General features: G+C 44.9%; 16 protein-coding genes. 8 read left to right on the top strand and 8 right to left on the bottom strand.

The window, feature by feature from the left end; genetic code table 11:
* Positions 1-272 precede the first annotated feature (272 nt).
* Positions 273-644: a DUF2237 domain-containing protein gene (locus tag VGD82_RS10010; protein ID WP_331020250.1), complete on the bottom strand. Its 372-nt coding sequence runs from the start codon at positions 642-644 to the stop codon at positions 273-275.
* A 67-nt stretch (positions 645-711) separates the two neighbouring features.
* Here VGD82_RS10010 and VGD82_RS10005 point away from each other — a divergent pair, with 67 nt between their 5' ends.
* Entirely contained in the window at positions 712-1170 is a 459-nt protein-coding gene (locus tag VGD82_RS10005; RefSeq protein ID WP_331020249.1) for an EVE domain-containing protein, read from the top strand.
* Between the two features lie 76 nt (positions 1171-1246).
* Here the strand turns inward: VGD82_RS10005 and VGD82_RS10000 are convergent, their stop codons facing one another.
* Together VGD82_RS10000 and ilvA are read right to left on the bottom strand one after the other, a co-directional pair.
* Positions 1247-2371 carry a beta-propeller fold lactonase family protein gene (locus tag VGD82_RS10000; protein ID WP_331020248.1) on the bottom strand — a complete coding sequence of 375 codons (1125 nt, stop codon included), beginning with the start codon at positions 2369-2371 and terminating at the stop codon, positions 1247-1249.
* Between the two features lie 219 nt (positions 2372-2590).
* Positions 2591-4102 (bottom strand): threonine ammonia-lyase, biosynthetic, encoded by a 1512-nt coding sequence (gene ilvA, locus VGD82_RS09995; protein ID WP_331020247.1) that lies wholly within the window; start codon positions 4100-4102, stop codon positions 2591-2593.
* Between the two features lie 80 nt (positions 4103-4182).
* On the opposite strand from ilvA, the gene rpiA reads away from it, so the two are divergent.
* Together rpiA and phoU are read left to right on the top strand one after the other, a co-directional pair.
* Positions 4183-4842, top strand: a complete 660-nt coding sequence (gene rpiA, locus VGD82_RS09990) for a ribose-5-phosphate isomerase RpiA (protein ID WP_331020246.1) — start codon at positions 4183-4185, stop codon at positions 4840-4842.
* An 80-nt stretch (positions 4843-4922) separates the two neighbouring features.
* The gene (phoU, locus tag VGD82_RS09985; RefSeq protein WP_135278087.1) at positions 4923-5630 is read left to right on the top strand and encodes a phosphate signaling complex protein PhoU; all 708 of its coding nucleotides are present in this window, start codon (positions 4923-4925) and stop codon (positions 5628-5630) included.
* Positions 5631-5816: 186 nt separating this feature from the next.
* On the opposite strand, the gene topA is transcribed toward phoU, so the two are convergent.
* The 3 genes from topA to VGD82_RS09970 form a co-directional block, all read right to left on the bottom strand.
* Positions 5817-8420: a type I DNA topoisomerase gene (gene topA, locus VGD82_RS09980; protein WP_331020245.1), complete on the bottom strand. Its 2604-nt coding sequence runs from the start codon at positions 8418-8420 to the stop codon at positions 5817-5819.
* A gap of 112 nt (positions 8421-8532) precedes the next feature.
* Positions 8533-9438: a tRNA 2-thiocytidine(32) synthetase TtcA gene (ttcA, locus tag VGD82_RS09975; RefSeq protein WP_331020244.1), complete on the bottom strand. Its 906-nt coding sequence runs from the start codon at positions 9436-9438 to the stop codon at positions 8533-8535.
* A 72-nt stretch (positions 9439-9510) separates the two neighbouring features.
* Positions 9511-10260: a pteridine reductase gene (locus VGD82_RS09970; protein ID WP_135278081.1), complete on the bottom strand. Its 750-nt coding sequence runs from the start codon at positions 10258-10260 to the stop codon at positions 9511-9513.
* A gap of 40 nt (positions 10261-10300) precedes the next feature.
* On the opposite strand from VGD82_RS09970, the gene VGD82_RS09965 reads away from it, so the two are divergent.
* A complete protein-coding gene (locus VGD82_RS09965) occupies positions 10301-11464 on the top strand; it encodes a class I SAM-dependent methyltransferase (RefSeq protein ID WP_331020243.1) in 1164 nt (387 codons plus the stop codon).
* 79 nt (positions 11465-11543) lie between these two features.
* Positions 11544-12263: a tRNA (guanosine(46)-N7)-methyltransferase TrmB gene (gene trmB / locus VGD82_RS09960; RefSeq protein WP_331020242.1), complete on the top strand. Its 720-nt coding sequence runs from the start codon at positions 11544-11546 to the stop codon at positions 12261-12263.
* 35 nt (positions 12264-12298) lie between these two features.
* Here trmB and yihA read toward each other — a convergent pair whose 3' ends face one another.
* Positions 12299-12940 carry a ribosome biogenesis GTP-binding protein YihA/YsxC gene (gene yihA / locus VGD82_RS09955; protein WP_331020241.1) on the bottom strand — a complete coding sequence of 214 codons (642 nt, stop codon included), beginning with the start codon at positions 12938-12940 and terminating at the stop codon, positions 12299-12301.
* Between the two features lie 206 nt (positions 12941-13146).
* Between yihA and VGD82_RS09950 the strand changes: the two genes are divergently transcribed.
* The 3 genes from VGD82_RS09950 (at position 13147) to ccsB (ending at position 17049) form a co-directional block, all read left to right on the top strand.
* Positions 13147-13758 (top strand): c-type cytochrome, encoded by a 612-nt coding sequence (locus tag VGD82_RS09950; RefSeq protein ID WP_135278073.1) that lies wholly within the window; start codon positions 13147-13149, stop codon positions 13756-13758.
* Between the two features lie 224 nt (positions 13759-13982).
* Positions 13983-15896 (top strand): cytochrome c biogenesis protein ResB, encoded by a 1914-nt coding sequence (locus VGD82_RS09945; protein ID WP_331020276.1) that lies wholly within the window; start codon positions 13983-13985, stop codon positions 15894-15896.
* Positions 15897-15906: 10 nt separating this feature from the next.
* On the top strand, positions 15907-17049 hold the full coding sequence (gene ccsB, locus VGD82_RS09940; protein ID WP_331020240.1) for a c-type cytochrome biogenesis protein CcsB: 1143 nt from the start codon (positions 15907-15909) through the stop codon (positions 17047-17049).
* A gap of 111 nt (positions 17050-17160) precedes the next feature.
* Here ccsB and VGD82_RS09935 read toward each other — a convergent pair whose 3' ends face one another.
* A complete protein-coding gene (locus VGD82_RS09935; RefSeq protein WP_331020239.1) occupies positions 17161-18858 on the bottom strand; it encodes a HAMP domain-containing sensor histidine kinase in 1698 nt (565 codons plus the stop codon).
* Positions 18859-18978 lie beyond the last annotated feature (120 nt).

The raw sequence follows: 18978 nt of genomic DNA, 5'->3' as shown, positions 1-18978 counted from the left end.
TGATTAAAAAATAAAACGTCAGGTTATACAGTTTGTTCTCTGCGGCGTGGTTTAGGCTAATAATTCCTTGAACTAGTTTATAGCATCGGTTTTAGTCATTCGAGTTGTTGTGTGAGCGCTCTATAGATGGTTCTTTAAGAACCTCTTGGCGAGTGTACCTAATGCGCTCTAGGCTGTTACCACTTGAGCCTTTTTGGTTCAGGATGCTGGCTTAGGCTACGTCCGTGGAGAACTCCTCATTGGATTGCAGGCAATATTTCTATTGCCCGTATCTATCTTAATGCGTGATATTTCAGGTCCGCCAAACTTACAATTTCCAAGCACTTTTCATGGCAGCTTTCTAGTATCACTGGCGGTGCAAATCCTGCTTCTGATGCTTCCAGCCAGCGACTTGCGCATAGGCACCAACGGTCGCCCGCACGTAATCCTTCAAAGCCGTATTCTGGGCGTGGCGTACTTAAATCATTCCCTCTGGAGATGGAGAACGCCAAGAACTCTTCAGTCATTTGCGCACAAACCGTGTGGCTGCCGAGGTCTTCAACGCCAGTTTCGCAGCAGCCTGAACGGGTGAATCCGGTGACCGGGTCTAAACTACAAGTTTGCAGTGTGGTGCCAAGTACGTTTTTTTGTTGTGGTTTTGTCATCTGAGAGTTTGTTTAATTTGATTGGATATAGATTATCATAGACGCTCATTTTTGACAGGAAAACGTAATGCGATATTGGTTAATGAAGTCAGAGCCATCCGATGTTTCAATTGATGACCTAGCAGGCTTTGAGAATCAAACTGTAGATTGGTACGGCGTGCGCAACTATCAAGCGCGTAACTTTATGCGTGACCAGATGCAAGTTGGTGATGGCGTGCTGTTTTATCACTCAAATTGTGATGAGCCTGGTATCGCCGGTATTGCTGAGGTTGCTACGTTGGCTTACCCTGATCGCCTGCAGTTTGTTGAAGGACATAAGTATTACGACCCCAAAGCGACGCCCGAGAACCCGCGTTGGTTTAATGTGGATGTGAAATTGGTACGTAAAACGCGCTTGCTAAGCTTAAAGGAAATGCGTGACACGCCAGCACTGGAAAATCTGCGTATTTTGCAGCGCGGTAACCGCTTGTCGATTACACCTGTCGACCCAAGAGATTGGGCTTTTATAATCGAGCAGTTGAAATAAAAAAGCTCCTATCACGGATAGGAGCTTGATTGAAAACGGACCGCCTGACTTCGTGGTTCGTTACTTGGATTGCTGACTACTTGGTGTCTAGTTTAGTATCCAGGCTACCCATAGATTTTGGATAGGTCACGATACCCCAAGGCATGTCCTTCACCTCGATTTGTTTCGTCACTTCCAGTTTCTGCGCATCAATCACGAATACCGCATCTGATTTACCACAAGCCAATAGCACCTGTTTGTCATCCGGGGTGAACGTGAAGTGCCAGCAACGGTTGCCGGTAGGGATGTCTTTTATTTTCTCGTAAGTTTTAGCGTCAAACACTTGCAGTGCTTTTTGCTTGTTGGACGCTACAAAAATGTGCTCACCTTTTTTGTCATAAGAAATGCCATACGGGGTTTCGCCGGTATCAACGGTACGTACAAAGTTAAAGTCTTTATCCAGCACCATGATTTTGTTGCCATATTCCAGTGTTGCCAAATAGGTATTGCCATCTGGTGATACTTTGATGCCGCGTGGGCGGTCGCCATATTCGTGGGTGTGAATAGTTTTAATCAGGCTGCCGTCTGCAATATTATGTACGGTCACTGTGTTGTCAGCTTCATTGGTGATCACTAAGTTTTTACCATCAGCAGAAAACTCAATGCCCTCAGTTTCTGGGCCGCCAGTGATTTCACGTACCTTCTCACCTTTATTTAAATCGACAACAGCGATTTTAGCTGGGATTTTCTCTTCATCATCGTCATCTTCTTCCTCTGCCGGTTTTTGGCCTGGTTTTGGTGGTGGGCCGCCTACGGCACTTGGCTCTGATGAAATAAATGCATAGTTACCGCTAATGCGTACAAACTCCGGGTTTTTACCGACCGGGATTTGTTGTAATACTGCACCTGTCGCAGTATCAATGATTGAAATACTTGCATTCTCGCGAGTCGCCACAATCAGTTTTTTACCGTCATCGGTAACGCCTAAACCGCGCGGCGATGCTGCTTTAACATCAAATTCTTTAACTACTTGCATGGTTGCCAGGTCAATCACGCTTACACCTGCATCTTGGCGCGTTACATATGCAAGGCCGGAAGCATTTGCTTTATCTGCCGCTTGAGTTTGATCGGCTGGACCTTTGCTGCAACCGTTAATGCCTGCTACGAGCGCTAGTAAAATTAAACTAATACGTGTTTTACTAAATGCTGGGGTAAATTTCATACACTCTCTCCAAATTGATTTCTGATGATGCGATGCTGATATTGTTATTTAAATATTAACCTTGCTATGTAAGCAAGAACTGTACTAAAAGTAGAGCTGATTAAAAACAAAAGCTTACATGCTAAGAGGTGTTGGGTTGGTTAGTATCAGCCAATTTGCATGGTTGATACTAACCAATGTTGATGTGATTAACCTGAGTAGCCGTAGTTTAGTGTGTCATTAACCTAAAAATAATTTATACGCTGGATTATTGGTTTCTTCCCAGTGTGGGTATCCTAAGTTATTTAAGAAATCAGAAAACTCACTTAGTTCATTAGGTGGTACTTGCATGCCTGCTAATACGCGGCCAAAGTCTGCACCGTGATTGCGGTAATGAAACAGGCTGATGTTCCAATCGTGGCCCATGGTGTCTAAAAACTTCATGAGTGCGCCTGGTTTTTCAGGGAACTCAAATCTAAACACTACTTCGTTCTCAGCTTGCGGGGCGTGGCCGCCTACCAAATGTCGCAAATGTAGCTTAGCCACTTCATTTTCTGATAAATCCAGTGCAGGCAAACCTTGGGCTGCCAAATCTTTCACCAGTTGTGCAGACTCTGTTGGGTCGTTAACTGCCACCCCTACAAAAATGTGTGCTTCTGTAGGGTCGGAGTAGCGGTAATTGAACTCAGTAATATTGCGGTTGCCCAGTAAATGACAGAAGGCTTTAAACGCACCTGGTCTTTCTGGAATCGTCACCGCCAATACTGCTTCACGTTTTTCACCCAACTCGGCACGTTCTGCAATAAAGCGCAGGCGGTCAAAATTCATATTGGCGCCTGAGGCAATACTAATAAGTGTCTTGCCTTCCAGCTTTTCGCGTGTGGCGTAGGCTTTTAGGCCGGCCGTAGCCAGTGCGCCTGCGGGTTCTAAAATGCTGCGCGTGTCTTCAAATACATCTTTGATTGCGGCACAAATCGCGTCGTTATCTACAATAATCATTTCATCAACGTATTGTTGGCAGAGTGCAAAGGTGTGTTCACCTACTTGTTTAACCGCTGCGCCATCTGCAAATAAGCCCACTTGCTCCAGCATCACGCGCTGACCTCGCTGCAATGACTCAGTCATAGCCTCAGCATCACGCGCTTCAACGCCGATGATTTTAATTTCCGGTCTAACCGCTTTTACATAAGCGGCAATGCCCGCTAATAAACCACCACCACCAACGCAGCAAAAAATTGCTTCAATTGGTTCTGGATGCGCCTCTAAAATTTCCATCGCAATCGTGCCCTGCCCAGCGATCACATCAGGGTCGTCGTAAGGGTGCACGAAGGTGAGGTTTTCAGACTTTTCTAGTTTCAGCGCATGTACGTAGGCATCAGAGTAACTATCGCCAAACAACACCACTTCTGCGCCGCGACTTTTAACCGCATTGATCTTAATCAGCGGGGTGGTGGTTGGCATCACGATAACCGCGCGACAGCCCAGCTTTTGTGCGGATAGTGCAACGCCTTGTGCATGATTGCCAGCACTGGCTGCAATCACGCCAGAATCTAGTGCGGCCTTTGGCAGGTTGGCCATTTTGTTGTAGGCACCGCGCAACTTAAATGAGAATACTGGTTGCATGTCTTCGCGTTTTAAGAAAACACGGTTATGGATGCGTGCCGATAAATTGGGCTGGAAGTCCAATGGCGTGTTTCTAGCCACGTCGTATACACGGGAGTTTCTGATTTTTTCTAGATAGTTAGTAGACATGCGTTATTTTGTATTAGTAAGTAGCGGTGTATAGTTATGGTTTGATTGACATTATAAAGAATTTATAAGGATTTAAGTAAATGGCGTTTACACAAGACGAATTAAAGCAACAGGTTGCAAAAGCAGCGGTGGAATATGTAAAAAGCGGTATCATCGGTGTGGGTACCGGTTCTACAGCTAACTTTTTTATTGAAGAGTTGGCGAAAGTAAAGCACAAAATTGACGGCGCAGTAGCGAGCTCTGAAGCAACCGCGCAACGTTTACGTGGTCATGGCATTGAAGTATTTGATTTGAACTCGGTAGATAACCTTGAAATCTACGTGGATGGTGCTGACGAGATTACAGAGCATATGCACATGCTAAAAGGCGGCGGTGGTGCATTAACCCGTGAGAAGATTGTTGCTGCAGTTGCTAAGAAGTTTATTTGTATCTGTGATGCGACTAAATATGTACCAGTGCTAGGTAAATTCCCATTACCGGTGGAAGTATTGCCAATGGCAAAAAGCCATGTTGCACGTGAGTTGGTGAAATTAGGTGGTCAACCACAGTTACGTGACTTCACTACTGATAACGGTAATTTGATTCTTGATGTGCATGGCCTAGCAATTACTGATCCGGTTGCGATGGAAGCAAAAATCAATCAAATCGTTGGCGTGGTGACTAACGGCTTGTTCGCAGCGCGCCCAGCTAATGTGTTGTTGTTAGCAACGGCTGACGGCGTAAAAACCTATCAGAAGTAACTGTTAATCATTGAATTGTAATAATTTTGTCATATTGACTAGTTAGACTGTGTTGATTAGCAGATATTGGAAATTAAAAAATGCATTCTGAACATACCTTTAAGCAATATGACGCAGAGTTAGAAGCTTTACGAGGCAAGGTACTTGAGATGGGCGGCTTGGTTGAGCAGCAAATCGTACAAGCGCTTGAAGCCTTAGTAAAGCTAGACTCAAATTTAGCTAAAGAAGTCATGGTGAACGACCAGCTTGTTAATGCACTTGAAGTGCAAATTGACGAGGGATGTAGCCAGATTATTGCGCGTCGTCAGCCTGCGGCCGGTGATTTGCGTATGGTCATGATGATGGTGAAAACTATTACAGATCTTGAGCGTATCGGTGATGAAGCAACCAAAATCGCCCGTACTGCGCAAAAGATTTTTGATGAAGATCGTATGTACAAGCCACGTTTTAATGAGATTAAATCGATGGTGGCATTGGTGCGCGAGATGTTGCGCACTGCGCTAGACGGTTTTGCACGCTTGGATGTGAGCAAAACTGTAGAAGTAGCTAGGCAGGATGAGTTGGTGGATGAGCATTTCCGTTCAGCCATGCGTCAGTTGATTACCTTTATGCTGGAAGATCCACGTACGATTTCTATGTCGTTAGAAGTCTTGTTTGTAGCAAAGGCAATTGAGCGTATTGGTGACCATGCTAAAAACATTGCTGAATATGTGGTGTATATGGTTAAAGGTAAAGATGTGCGCCATATCTCTGTACAGGAAATGGAAAGAGAAACCTTGGAGCCTTAAGTTGGCACCTGGTTTTTAGTGAGACAGCCACGATCTTGATGGCGTCCTTGCTATGAATAACTTAAATATCAGTAAATAAAAAAGCGGCTTAAAAGCCGCTTTTTTATTGTTCAATTTTTACTAAAGCTAGCTTGAACCAAGCTCAGTTTAGGCTTAGTTATTTGCTAGCCTTGCTTAGCCAGCGTACTAGGCTTCTTTACTTGCTTTTTTAACCGTTGCTTTCTTCGGAGCTGCTTTCTTGGTAGTGGCTTTTTTGGGCGCTGCCTTTTTTGCTGAGGGTTTGTCTTCGCTTGCTACCGTTGTTTTCTTAGTCGCCGCTTTCTTAGCTGGTGCTTTTTTTGCAGGCGCGTCCTTAGCGGCTTTTGCACTCAGTAACTCTAAGGCTTCTTCCATGGTGAGCGATTCTGGCTCTACGCTTTTTGGTAGGGTTGCACGCAGCTTACCATGTTGTACATAAGGACCGTAACGCCCAGCAAATACTTCAATCTGGCCATCTTCCGTTGGGTGGCTGCCCAGTGAGCAAAGTGGTGCTGGTCCAGTGTGGGCTTGCGCTAACAATGCGACTGCGCCTTCTAGATCTATACTAAATACGCTTAGGTTTTTAGGGATAGATTTGAACTTTGCGTCATGGTTAATATAAGGGCCAAAACGACCAATATTGGCAATAATTTTTTTATTGGTTTCTGGGTGCAGGCCTAAATCTCGTGGCAACGACAGCAACATATTGGCTGTTTCTAAATTCACATCCGCCAATTGAATCTCTTTAGGAATGCTTACGCGTTTAGGTTTCTTTTTCTCACCCTCTACCGCCATGCCAACTTGTAGATATGGACCATAAGGACCATTCATTAAGTATATCTCTTTGCTGGTTGCGGCATCTACCCCGATGGTGACCGGATCCGTGCCTGCGTTTGCAGCGCCATCTATACTGCGTTTGTAATCACATTTTGGTGTGTCGTTATAACCGGTACAGCCAATAAAGCTGCCAAAGCGGCTCAGTTGTTTTTGTAGTGGTTTGCCGCATTTTGGGCAGGCTTCATCAATCAGCTCATTGCCTGGGCGATCAACGTCTGCCTTGTTATGAATCTGCTGGTTAAAGTCTTTCCAGAACTCATCCATCAGCGGAATCCACTCGCGTTCGCCTTCAGCCACGCTATCCAGCGCGTTTTCTAGGTTTGCGGTGAAGTCATAGTCCACATACTTGGTGAAGTGTTCGGTTAAGAACTTGTTCACAACCCGGCCTACATCGGTAGGTGTGAAGCGCTTTTTATCCAGCAGTACATATTCACGGTCTTGCAGTGTGCTGATAATGCTGGCGTAGGTAGAAGGGCGGCCGATGCCATACTCTTCTAACACTTTCACTAAGCTAGCTTCAGAGTAGCGTGGTGGTGGTTCGGTAAAGTGCTGCTCACCGTAGATTTTTTCAACTGTGAGCACCTCACCTGTCTCCAGGTTAGGTAACTTGCTTTCTGCTTCTTCTTCCTCGTCGTCCGAGCCTTCCATGTATACCGCAATAAAGCCGGGGAACACTAGGGTTTGGCCTGTAGCGCGGAATAGGTTGGCATCGCTGCCTACGCTTAAATCTACGCTTACCGCATCAAACTTGGCTGGTGCCATTTGGCAAGCGAGTGCGCGTTTCCAAATCATTTCATACAGTTTGAATTGCTCGTCGTTTAAATATTGGCGAACGCTGGCAGGTGTACGAGAAATGTCTGTTGGGCGAATCGCCTCATGCGCTTCTTGTGCGCTTTTAGACTTGGTTTTATACATGACTGGCGATTTTGGCAGGTAATCTGTGTCAAAATTCTTTTTAACGTAGTCACGGATTTGCATGACCGCTTCAGTCGCCAAGCTAAATGAGTCTGTACGCATATAGGTGATTAAACCTACGGTGCCGCTGCCTACATCAACACCTTCATATAGTTGCTGCGCCACACGCATAGCGCGTGAAGTAGTAAAGCCAAGCTTGCGCACAGCTTCTTGTTGTAGTGTAGAGGTGGTAAATGGGGCAGCTGGGCTACGGCTGCGTTGCTTCTTTTCCACACGCGATACAGTGGTTTTGCCAGCGCTGGCTAATAATAGTTTGCCAACGATATCAGACTGTTGGTCATGGTTGATAACCGTGAACTGTTCAACTTTCTGATTGTTAAGTTGTACCAGTTTCGCCTTAAACCCATGCTGATGTTTTAATGCATCTAAATGGATAGACCAATATTCTTGAGATTTAAACGCTTCAATTTCTAGTTCGCGCTCTACTATCAAGCGTAATGCTGGGCTCTGTACACGGCCTGCTGATAGCCCGCGACGGATTTTTTTCCACAGCAATGGCGATAAATTAAAGCCAACTAGGTAATCCAGCGCGCGGCGTGCCTGCTGTGCATTGACCATAGGCATAGAGATGTCGCGTGGTTCGGCAATTGCGTGCTCTACGGCACCCTTGGTAATCTCATGAAACACAACGCGTTTCATGAGTTTGTTTTTGAGTAGTTTTTTAGATTTTAAAATTTCGGCAATGTGCCAAGAAATTGCCTCGCCTTCGCGGTCCGGGTCGGTTGCCAGATAAATGCTGTCTGCATTTTTTACGGCTTTGGCGATAGCATCCACATGCTTACTGTTACGCTCAATAATGTCGTACTTCATGGCGAATTGATTTTCGGTATCTACTGCGCCATTTTTTGGAATTAGGTCACGGACATGTCCATACGAGGCAAGTACTTCAAAATCGCTACCAAGATATTTCTTGAGCGTTTTTGCTTTAGATGGAGATTCAACAATAAGTAGTTTGGACATGAATGCCTAATAATAAGGAGTTTGCATTTATAACATTTTGGATGATAACAAGGACATTGCCTAAAATACAACAACTTAAGCCATATAGTGTGCAAAATTTTTGCTTGTTAGACTATTTGTTGCGAATAAACTCAATTTTGCTACCTTCAGTGTTAGCTAAGCTTAATGCAGCACCTTCGTTAGAAATGTCGCCGAATAAAGGATCTTCATCGTCAGCCTTGGCTTGAGTTAAGTTTTTGAAGTCATATAAGTCAGTATCAGCCAAATGTGATGGCTCTACATTAGTAATGGCGCGGAAAATATTATTAATGCGTCCCGGCTGCTCGCGCTCCCAGCTTTGTAGCATGTCTTTCACTTTTTGGCGTTGCAGGTTTTCTTGGCTGCCGCATAAGTCACAAGGGATGATAGGAAATTCCATTTGGCGTGCATAGCTGGCGATGTCTTTCTCGCTGCAATATGCTAATGGGCGAATCACGATATTCTGTTTATCATTGGTTGCCAGTTTAGGTGGCATGGCTTTCATTTTTGCGCCAAAAAATAAGTTCAGGAATAAAGTTTCCACAATGTCATCGCGGTGATGACCAAGTGCAATTTTATTAGCTCCCAGCTCTTTCGCTGTGGTGTAAATCACACCGCGACGCAGGCGTGAACATAGTGAACACGTAGTGCGACCTTCAGGAATTTTTTCTTTAACGATAGAGTAGGTATCTGCTTCTACAATGCGGTAGTCGATGCCTAGTTTTTCAAAATAGGCTGGCAAAATATCTGCCGGAAAGCCTGGTTGCTTTTGATCTAGGTTCATTGCAATCAGTTTGAAGTTGATGGGTGCGCGCTCTTGCAATGCCAGCAATATCATCAGCATGGCGTGCGAGTCTTTGCCACCGCTCATACAGACGAGCACGGTGTCTCCATCTTCAATCATGTTGTAGTCGCCAATGGCTTTGCCAGTTGCGCTAATCAAGCTGTTGCGCAGCTTGATAAAGTTGTTCGAGTGGTTGTCAGGTAAGTGTTTAATCATAATAGTTGCAGCTTAGAATATGTTGCAAAGTAGCACCGATTCGCATGATGCCTTCATCATGCGCTATCGCGCTTATAAGTTTAAAGAACGGCCACCATCTACCGCTAGTATGTGACCGGTAATAAATGGTGCATCGTAAATCAGGAATTTGACGGCCTTAGCTACATCTTCGGCCTCGCCCACGCGTTTAAGTAATGTTTGATTAATCACGCGCTGACGATACACTTCGTCAAATTGCGGGTTGCTTTCTGGCCATTGTACAGGACCAGGAGCCACCGCATTTACTCTCACTTCCGGGCTAAGCTCATGCGCTAGGGATTTAGTCAGTGTGACTAAACCCGCTTTCGCCACGCTGTAAACAATGTAGCCTTTTTTCGGGCGTTCAATATGCATATCGGTAATGTTGATGATGCAGCCCGAATTTTTGCGCAACTCGGTTGCCGCGGCTTGCGCTAAAAACACTGGAGCTTTGAGGTTGCTGCCGATTAAATCTTGCCAGTTTTCTTCGTTAATTTGACCAAGATCAGTTGGATAGTAGGTCGAGGCGTTGTTAATCAGCACATCTAACTTGCCAAACTGATGCACAGTCTCACTCACCAGCGTTGGTAAAACATTAAGGTTAAGTAAGTCACCTTGAATAATCGCAACCGAATTTGGGCGCAGTAGATTAAGCTCTGCCTGCAATGCTCGAGCCTCGGACATGCTGTTATTGTAGTGAATCATGAGCCTAGCACCTTGCTTATGCAACTCTCGGCACATGGTTGCACCTACGCGTTTGGCGCCGCCCGTGATTAATATAACTTTATCTTTGTTCGTATCCACAGTTTACTCATTTCTTTCTTCTAAAATATTATAATGGCTTATGAGTTCATTACCTATTCCTAACGCTGATGCACAAGCACTTAGTCAACAGCTCGCATTGTTAATCCAAGATAAAATTAGTCAGAATGGTGGTTGGTTGTCATTTGCAGACTTTATGCACATGGCACTTTATACACCGGGCTTAGGGTATTACAGCGGCGGTGCTAAAAAGTTCGGTATGGGTGGAGATTTTGTCACTGCACCTGAAATATCCCCTTTGTTTGCACAGGCAATGGCTAACCAAGTTGCACAGGTGTTGGCTGAAACGCAGGGCGATGTGCTTGAGTTGGGCGCGGGCTCAGGTAAGTTGGCGGTAGATTTGCTGCTGGCATTGCAGGCGATTAATCAGTTGCCTGCCCATTATTTTATTCTTGAAGTTAGCACTTACTTGCGTCAAGTGCAGCAAGAAACGATCAAAAAACACCTCCCTGCAACGCTGGCTGAGCGAGTGGTCTGGTTGCCTGCCTTGCCTGACAATTTTGTTGGTGTCATGCTAGGTAATGAGGTGCTTGATGCGGTGCCTGTGCATTTAATCTACAAACCGGCTGCTGCAGACTCGCAAGCGTTGTGTGAGCGTGGGGTTGCATTTAATGGTGAGTTTTATTGGCAGGATCAATCCCTGCCTGCTGGCAAATTATTGGATTTAGTCAGCGGCTATGAGCTTCCTGATGATTATCTGACTGAAGTGAGCCCTGCCGCATTTGGGTTGGTGAGTAGCTTGGCTAGTGCATTAAGGCATGGTGCCATTATTCTGGTGGATTATGGCTTTTCTGCCCGTGAGTATTACCATCCGCAGCGTAATTTAGGTACGTTGATGTGTCATTACCAGCATTATGCACATGTTGACCCCTTGGTTTATGTAGGTTTGCAGGATATTACTGCACACGTCGACTTTACTAGTGTGGCTAATATTGGCGAGCATAATGGTCTGGAGTTGATAGGCTTTTGCTCGCAAGCACAATTTTTAATGAACTGCGGTATTTTAGATATTATGAGTCAAATCTCTCCGCATGATATGGCGCGGTATGCGCCACTTGCCGCAGCCGCGCAAAAGTTATTATCTCCAGCCGAGATGGGCGATTTGTTTAAAGTAATTGCCTTGGGTAAGGGGCTTGATCACGCGCTGATCGGCTTTAGTAATGGTGATAAATCCCATACGCTTTAGCGATATGGAGCTTGGTGACATGACCGAGGTAATGTGTTGAGCCTGACGAGTTGTAATAGCTGAAGTATAATTCGCGCTTATGAATACATTAAATCAAACAGAGCAAGTTCAAGACGATGCTGAAGACCTAAGCCAGCGTCGTATTCGCAGTTTCGTATTGCGTCAAGGGCGTTTAACTAAAGGCCAGGCGCGTGCGCTAGAAACAGGTTTTCCGCAATTTGGCGTGAATTACGCACCTGAGTTATTAGATCTTAATGCGCTATTTAATCGCGCTGACAGTAAAAAGATTCTGGAAATTGGTTTTGGCATGGGGGAGACCACCGCCAAAATCGCGCAAGTATTGCCAGATTGTGATTTCTTAGCTGCCGAGGTGCATACGCCTGGCGTGGGTGCGCTACTTAAATTGATTCAGGAAAATGAATTAAACAACATCCGTGTGATTCAGCATGATGTGGTTGAAGTGCTGCATAACATGGTGGCAGATGGCAGCCTAGATGGCGTGCATATTTTCTTTCCAGACCCTTGGCATAAAAAGCGCCATCACAAACGTCGCTTGATTCAGGCAGAGTTCGTGCAGTTGCTATGCACTAAGCTTAAGGCTGGCGGCTATCTGCACGTGGCAACAGATTGGCAGGAGTATGCTGAATGGGTGCTAGAGGTACTTAATGCAGAAGCTCAGCTGGAAAATACGGCGAAAGATTATGCAGTAAAACCAAGTTACCGCCCACTGACCAAGTTTGAGAACCGTGGTTTAAAACTTGGGCATGGTGTGTGGGATATGGTATTTACACTTAAGTAGTATTAACTACCTTGGGCTGGGGTTAGCTGAGTAAGTTAGCCTTGTTCCGATTCTTCTGCTGCGTCGTCTTCAACAAATAGCCATTTGCCAATTACTTTTTCAGCCTCTTCTACGCCTTGTTTCTTTAGGCTTGAAAATAACTGTATGGTGCACTCGCTGTTGTAGTGGTTGCCCCAAGTTTCTATTAATTCTTTGCGTACTCGGTTGAGCGTGAGCGAGGCTTCTCCGCGTGATAATTTATCGGATTTTGTTAACAGCACATGTACCGGTTTGCCGCTGGGGCAAAACCAGTCCAACATCTGGCGATCGAGTGGGGTAAGCGGATGGCGGCTATCCATCACTAGCACTAGGCCGCCTAAACTGCTGCGCTCGCTCAGATAGCGCGCCAATACGTTTTGCCAGTGCGCACGCATGGCTTCCGGTACTTTTGCGTAGCCGTAACCGGGTAAGTCTACGAGATGTCTGTCGTTACCCAGCGTGAAAAAGTTAATCAGCTGAGTACGTCCAGGCTGTTTACTCACAAACGCCAAGCGATTGTGGTTGGCTAAGGTGTTGAGTGCGCTAGACTTTCCTGCGTTGGAGCGGCCGGCAAAGGCGACTTCAATACCACTGGCTGGCGGTAAATCGCGCAAGTGGTGAGCTGATATAAAGAAAGCGGCATTTTGAAATAACGGCATATTGATCCTGATTTTGGTAAAGCAAATTGCTTTGGTAATTCAACGTGTCATGCCAATTAATATAATGATTTGACGCCGACTGTCAGTCGTAGTTTTTTTGAATTATCAAAGGAATTGATGTAATGGTGAAAAATGCTATCACGAATAGTTGTTTTTCGCTAAAATAGCGCGTTAATTGGTTGAATAATTTAGATTTAGGAGCGGTAATGCAATTTCGTCATCTAGCTTGGTTGATATCTGGTTTAATGTTGGGGATTTCTATTAATGCGCAAGCGGAAGAGGCTGCGGCAAAATCTGCACAACAAACCGTTAATAATGTCTGTGCTGCATGCCACGCACCAGACGGTAATAGCGTGATTACTCTTAATCCTAAGCTAGCAGGTCAGCATCCTGACTACCTAGAAAAGCAATTAACAGAGTTTAAATCTGGCAAACGTGCCAATGCGGTGATGTCTGGTATGGCAGGCGCATTGTCAGAAGCAGAAATGAAAGAGTTAGCGATTTATTTCTCAAGCAAAAAAACTGCGCTAGGTAAGGCAAAATCAAATGGGGCAGGCTCAGCCGGTGAAAAAATTTACCGTGCAGGTAATGCGGCGACTAATGTTCCAGCTTGCGCAGCTTGCCATAGCCCGAACGGTGCTGGCTTGCCAAAACAATTCCCGCGTTTAAGTGGTCAGCATGCTGATTACACATTGGCGCAGTTAAAAGCCTTCCGTTCAGGCGAGCGTGCTAACGCACCTATGATGATGGCGATTGCAGCTAAGATGTCTGATGCGGAAATGGCTGCTGTAGCAGATTATATTCAAGGCTTACGCTAGTATCGAATGTTGGTGAAAAAAGGGTGGCAATGCTGCCCTTTTTTAACGCTAAAACGCCTGAATAAATCTCCTTTATTTATTAACTTCAGCAACTATCATTGCCCGGTCAAAGTCATACGTAACAGCAGTATCCACGAGCATTAACCTAAAATTTACCCTCAGAGTGCCGTATTTTGAATCCTAAATTATCATTTACTAAAAACTTTCTTGATTTGCTGAGTTCCATGCGCTTTGCGGTGAGTTTGCTAAGCGTTTTGGGCGTTGCTTCAGTAATCGGTACTGTACTTAAGCAGAATGAGCCGTATGAAAACTACATCGTAAAGTTTGGGCAGTTCTGGTTCGCTCTGTTTGAGCGTTTGGGTTTGTATGATGTTTACCATAGTGTTTGGTTTTTAGTGATTTTGTTGTTTTTGGTGGTATCTACCAGCCTGTGTATCTACCGCAACACCCCTTTGATGCTCAAAGAGTGGCGTACCTTTAAAGAGCATGCCACAGAAAAATCACTGCGTGCCTTTAGTCATCAAGCTACATTTAAACCAACAGCAGACTTCGCTATGGTTAAACAAAACCTTTTACAGTTTTTAGATGTAAAAGGCTTTAAGTACAAAATCAGAGCACAGGAAGATGGTAGTGAATTAATAGCAGCTAAAGCCGGCACTCATCAGCGCTGGGGGTATATTTTTACGCACGTTGCCATGGTGGTAATTTTGTTCGGCGGCTTGCTGGATGGCAACTTGCCGTTCAAGGTGCAGGAGCTACTAGGTTATAAGCGTATTGAAACTACAGACTTGCCGGTTTCAAAAGTGCCTGCAGAGAGTAGGATGTCGGTGAGCAATCCTTCGTTTCGAGGCAATATGACCTTGGCTGAGGGTGCTACGCATAACGTGGCCTTTTTACGCGTGCGAGATGGCTACTTGGTGCAAGAGTTGCCGTTTTCTATTGGTTTAAAAGATTTTCGTATAGAGCATTACGCCACAGGTCAGCCTAAGTCATTTGAGAGTGATTTGGTGATTTTTGACCCAGCATTAAAAGAGCCGATTACCAAAACTATTAGCGTGAATCATCCTTTAACTTATAAAGGCATCGCGATTTATCAATCAGACTTCCAAGATGGCGGCACTGGCTTGAAGTTTAATGTGTGGAATCTTTTTGCATCTAATAATCAACCGCAAGCATTATCTGGCAACATCTTTGGTGAAGGCGCATTAGGCGAGGGTGATGCCCAGTTGCGTGTTGAGTATAACGATTTCCGTAAATTTAATATTATTAATATGTCACCAGATGGCAAAGGTAAACCGCATAACGTTGGGCCGAATGTGACCTATAAGCTACGTGATAACCGTGGCCAAGCTACCGAATACGTGACCTATATGCAGCCTTTGCAAATAGACGGTCAGTTTTACTTCTTATCCGGCATGCGTGAAACGGTGCAAGAGGACTTCCGTTATTTGCGCATCCCAGCGGATGATAATTTGAGTATTGATGGTTTTATGGGCTTTAGAGCCATGATGTTAGATGCTTCCAAATATCCGGAAATCGCGAAGCGCATTGCTGAAAAGTCTTTGGGCGTGCGTGGCGACCCGCAGATGAAGAAGCAGTTTGAACTTAGTTTGGTACGTTTGCTCACTGTATTTGCAAAGGGCGGGTATAGTGAAGTGGCCAAAGTAATTGAGAAGAATGTGCCAGAGAAAGAACGTGAGGCTTCAGCAACGACCTATATCAAAATGGTGAATGTAGCAGCATATGAGGCTTACAACATGGGCTTAGAGCTCAACAAAAAACCGCTGTTGAAAAACAGCCCGGAGACCGAGCGCTTGCTACGCGATAGTTTAAATGCTTTCAGTGATATGTTCTTTTACGGCACGCCTTATTATCTGCAGCTTAATCAGTTTGAGCATAAAGAGGCAAGTGGTCTACAATTGACTAAGTCACCTGGGCAGAAATGGGTGTATTTAGGCTCGGTGATTTTGGTATTGGGCATTTTTGCCATGATGTATATCCGCGAAAGAAGAATTTGGTTGTATCTAAAACCAAGTGCGAAAGAGGTGCATTTTGCGATGGCTTCTAATCGTAAAAATTTAGATTTTGAACAAGAGTTTAATTTATATCGCGAACAACTTGCTGGCATTACTAGCTAAGGAATTGAAAATGAATGACACAATAGGTTATCAACAACAAACGTTGCTGCAAAGGCTGAATTGGCAAGATTGGCTATATGCCTTAGTTATCGTTGCGGGTTCGGTATTCGCTTTTATTAAATATGCGCACTTTATGGATGCCTATGAGGTGACCTTTTTATTCGGTGCAGCCGCTTTAATCAGCTATCTGGGCTGGCAGTGGAAGGCGCTTGGACGATTGGTGTTGGGTGTTGGTGTGCTTAGTCTGGTCGCAATCGCTATGTATCAGGGGGATCAAGCGCGCGCCACTCAAGTGTTTTTCTTGAAGTTTCTAATTGCCAGTCAGTCAGCCATTATGTGGATGAATGTTTTATTTGTACTGGCCATGGTAACCTATTGGTTTGCGTTATATAGACGTAGTGCGTTTACCGGCAAAGTGGCTTCAGCGCTAACATGGGCTGCGGTGCTGTTTGGTTTCGTGGGCCTGATGGTTCGCTGGTATGAGTCTTACTTAATTGCAACGGATGTTGGTCATATTCCCGTGAGCAATTTATATGAAGTTTTTGTATTGTTTTGCTTAATCACCGCTTTGCTATATTTGCACTATGAGCAAAAATTGAACACCAAGCAATTGGGTGGTTTTGTGCTGCTGGTCATTAATGCCGCGGTTGGTTTTATCTTATGGTATACCTTTGATCGTGCCGCACATAACATTCAGCCGCTAGTGCCTGCGCTACAAAGCTACTGGATGAAAATACACGTGCCAGCTAACTTTGTTGGTTATGGCTCATTCTCTTTAGCGGCAATGGTGGCTTTATCCTACCTGCTGGCTAGCAAAGGCGTGCTTACTTCACGTTTGCCTAGCTTAGATGTGCTGGATGACTTAATGTATAAAGCCATTGCAGTAGGCTTTGCTTTCTTCACTATTGCAACCATTTTAGGTGCAATGTGGGCAGCTGAGGCTTGGGGCGGTTATTGGAGCTGGGACCCGAAAGAAACCTGGGCGCTGATTGTTTGGCTCAACTATGCAGCATGGCTACATTTGCGTATGGTAAAAGGCTTACGCGGACCATTGTTGGCCTGGTGGGCACTCATTGGCTTGATTATTACAACCTTTGCCTTCTTGGGTGTGAATATGTTCTTAAGCGGCTTGCATTCATATGGAACGTTATAACTAAGGAATAAGTCCGCTGAAGTAATACCATCCGTTGGTAGGATGCAAATAAGGCCTTGTGATGATAGTCGCAAGGCCTTATTTATTACTGCTGCAGATGTTTTAATCGCATCAATGCACTTTTTCCAGCCTAAACCTAACTTCCCCATCAACATTGTCGGTCAGGCTTAACTGGTAGCCTGCGTGCTCAGCTTGTTGTGCTGCATGGTATAAACCAACCCCTAAGCCGCTTTTTGAATTGACATGAGATTTAAACAGTTTTTCTGCTACGTCACTAGGTAGCGCAGAGCCAGTGTCTGTGACTTCAATACAAAAGTGATTAGAAGGCATGATGGCCACATTGATGCCGATGCCGGTTTCCAGTCTCGCTTTCTCTAGCGCGTTTTGTATCAGGTTATCTACAACGCTATCTAAAACATCGGGGTCAATATCGGTTTTAGGTAAATTTACTGGTGCCTCAAATTGCACTTGCTGATGCGAGTTAAGTTCTTTGAAATTTTTCCACCAAGAGCTGACCTTGGCCTGATTCTTTTTCTCTACGCCTGGCTCTTCGAGTTTGTTTAGGGTGCTCGCAAGGCGCTGGCTTAATCTTGGAAGTTGCTTCTTAATAAGGTCAACCAGTCTGGCGTCGTCTTCTGCATGGTTGCTCTGCTCTGCTGCAGCGGACAGCGTGCCTAGGGATTGTAAAATGTTCTTAATATCATGCGTTAGTCTAGATCCTGTTTCGTACAAGCTTTGCATGTAAGCGTTTTGGCTAATCGTTTCCTCGCGGCGCTTTGCCTCATAAAACTCACCTAGAATTTGCGTCAGCAGCTGTACGTGCAGATACATGGCAGGGGTAAATTGCCAGCGTGAATAAAGTGTTAAATGCAGCTGGTGAAAGCTGAAGGTAGAGATGTAGTGAGTGGATTCACCAATTTTCTGCTGCGTGCTGTCAGAGTGCCACGACACCCCGCTTACCCAGTTCAATGCGGCCAATTCGCGCATTGATGCCTGTAAAAAACCCTCAGCAGAAGTTTCATGTTCTGCAAATGCTGCAATTTTCCTGATCCACTGTTCAAACGGCAGTCCGATACTTAATAAGTAGCGTGACATCAAAAGCTCTAAGCCTGAAAAAGTTGCACTAGGGTTCCATAACCAGCTAATCGCAATCAATGTGGTTGCTAGGCCAAAAACAGTGAATATCAGCAGTTTTACATAATGGATTTGCCAGATTACGCCAATCGCAAAGCTACTTAATATGACAATTATTGTCAGTAAAAAGATAAGTAAAGTGTAAAAGAAGTCAATATTGGGCGTACCAGCAAGAGTATTATTTTTTGCGGACAAAAATAAGATGGTCAGCGGGAGTATAGGTAATACATAAATAAGTAGTAGTTCCGCGGCTAATAAATCATTGTTAGCATCAAGTAGTTTGGGCACAACCCAAAGCAGTAGAATTGCAAGCAAGTATGAAGCAGCAAGAATGTTCGGAACTTTTGAGTGCGATGCTTCGCTGGAGAGTACGCGCCCGCCAATCAACGAGAATAGCCCTGCAATCCAAAATGCAGTGACCCACCAGTTGGTAAGGAATGTGGTAAGGTAGGCGCCTGTAAGCACAATCCCAACCATTTTCCACGATAGCTTGTCACTTTGGCGCATGACTGGCTGCCATAGTAAGAAGAAGCCGTAATGGCACAGCAGCAATGCTGTGTGCAAGTGGCCATTTTCACCCCAAATTAGTAGCGCATGCAATGACAGCATCATGAGTGCCATCAATCGATCATGGTTGTTGAGTGCTAACTGGTAAAACTGATAGAGCGTGCGCATATTTTAGCTGGTTCACAAGTTGATAAAGTTAACGTACTGTCCGAATTTGAACATAAGTGTCCAATACTTGACAATAATTCGTGCGTAATCTCTGTTATATCTTGTAGAATACAAGCAAAA

This window comes from Methylotenera sp. (assembly GCF_036401095.1).
Classification (GTDB): Bacteria; Pseudomonadota; Gammaproteobacteria; order Burkholderiales; family Methylophilaceae; genus Methylotenera.
This window is presented reverse-complemented; position numbering and strand designations above follow the sequence as displayed.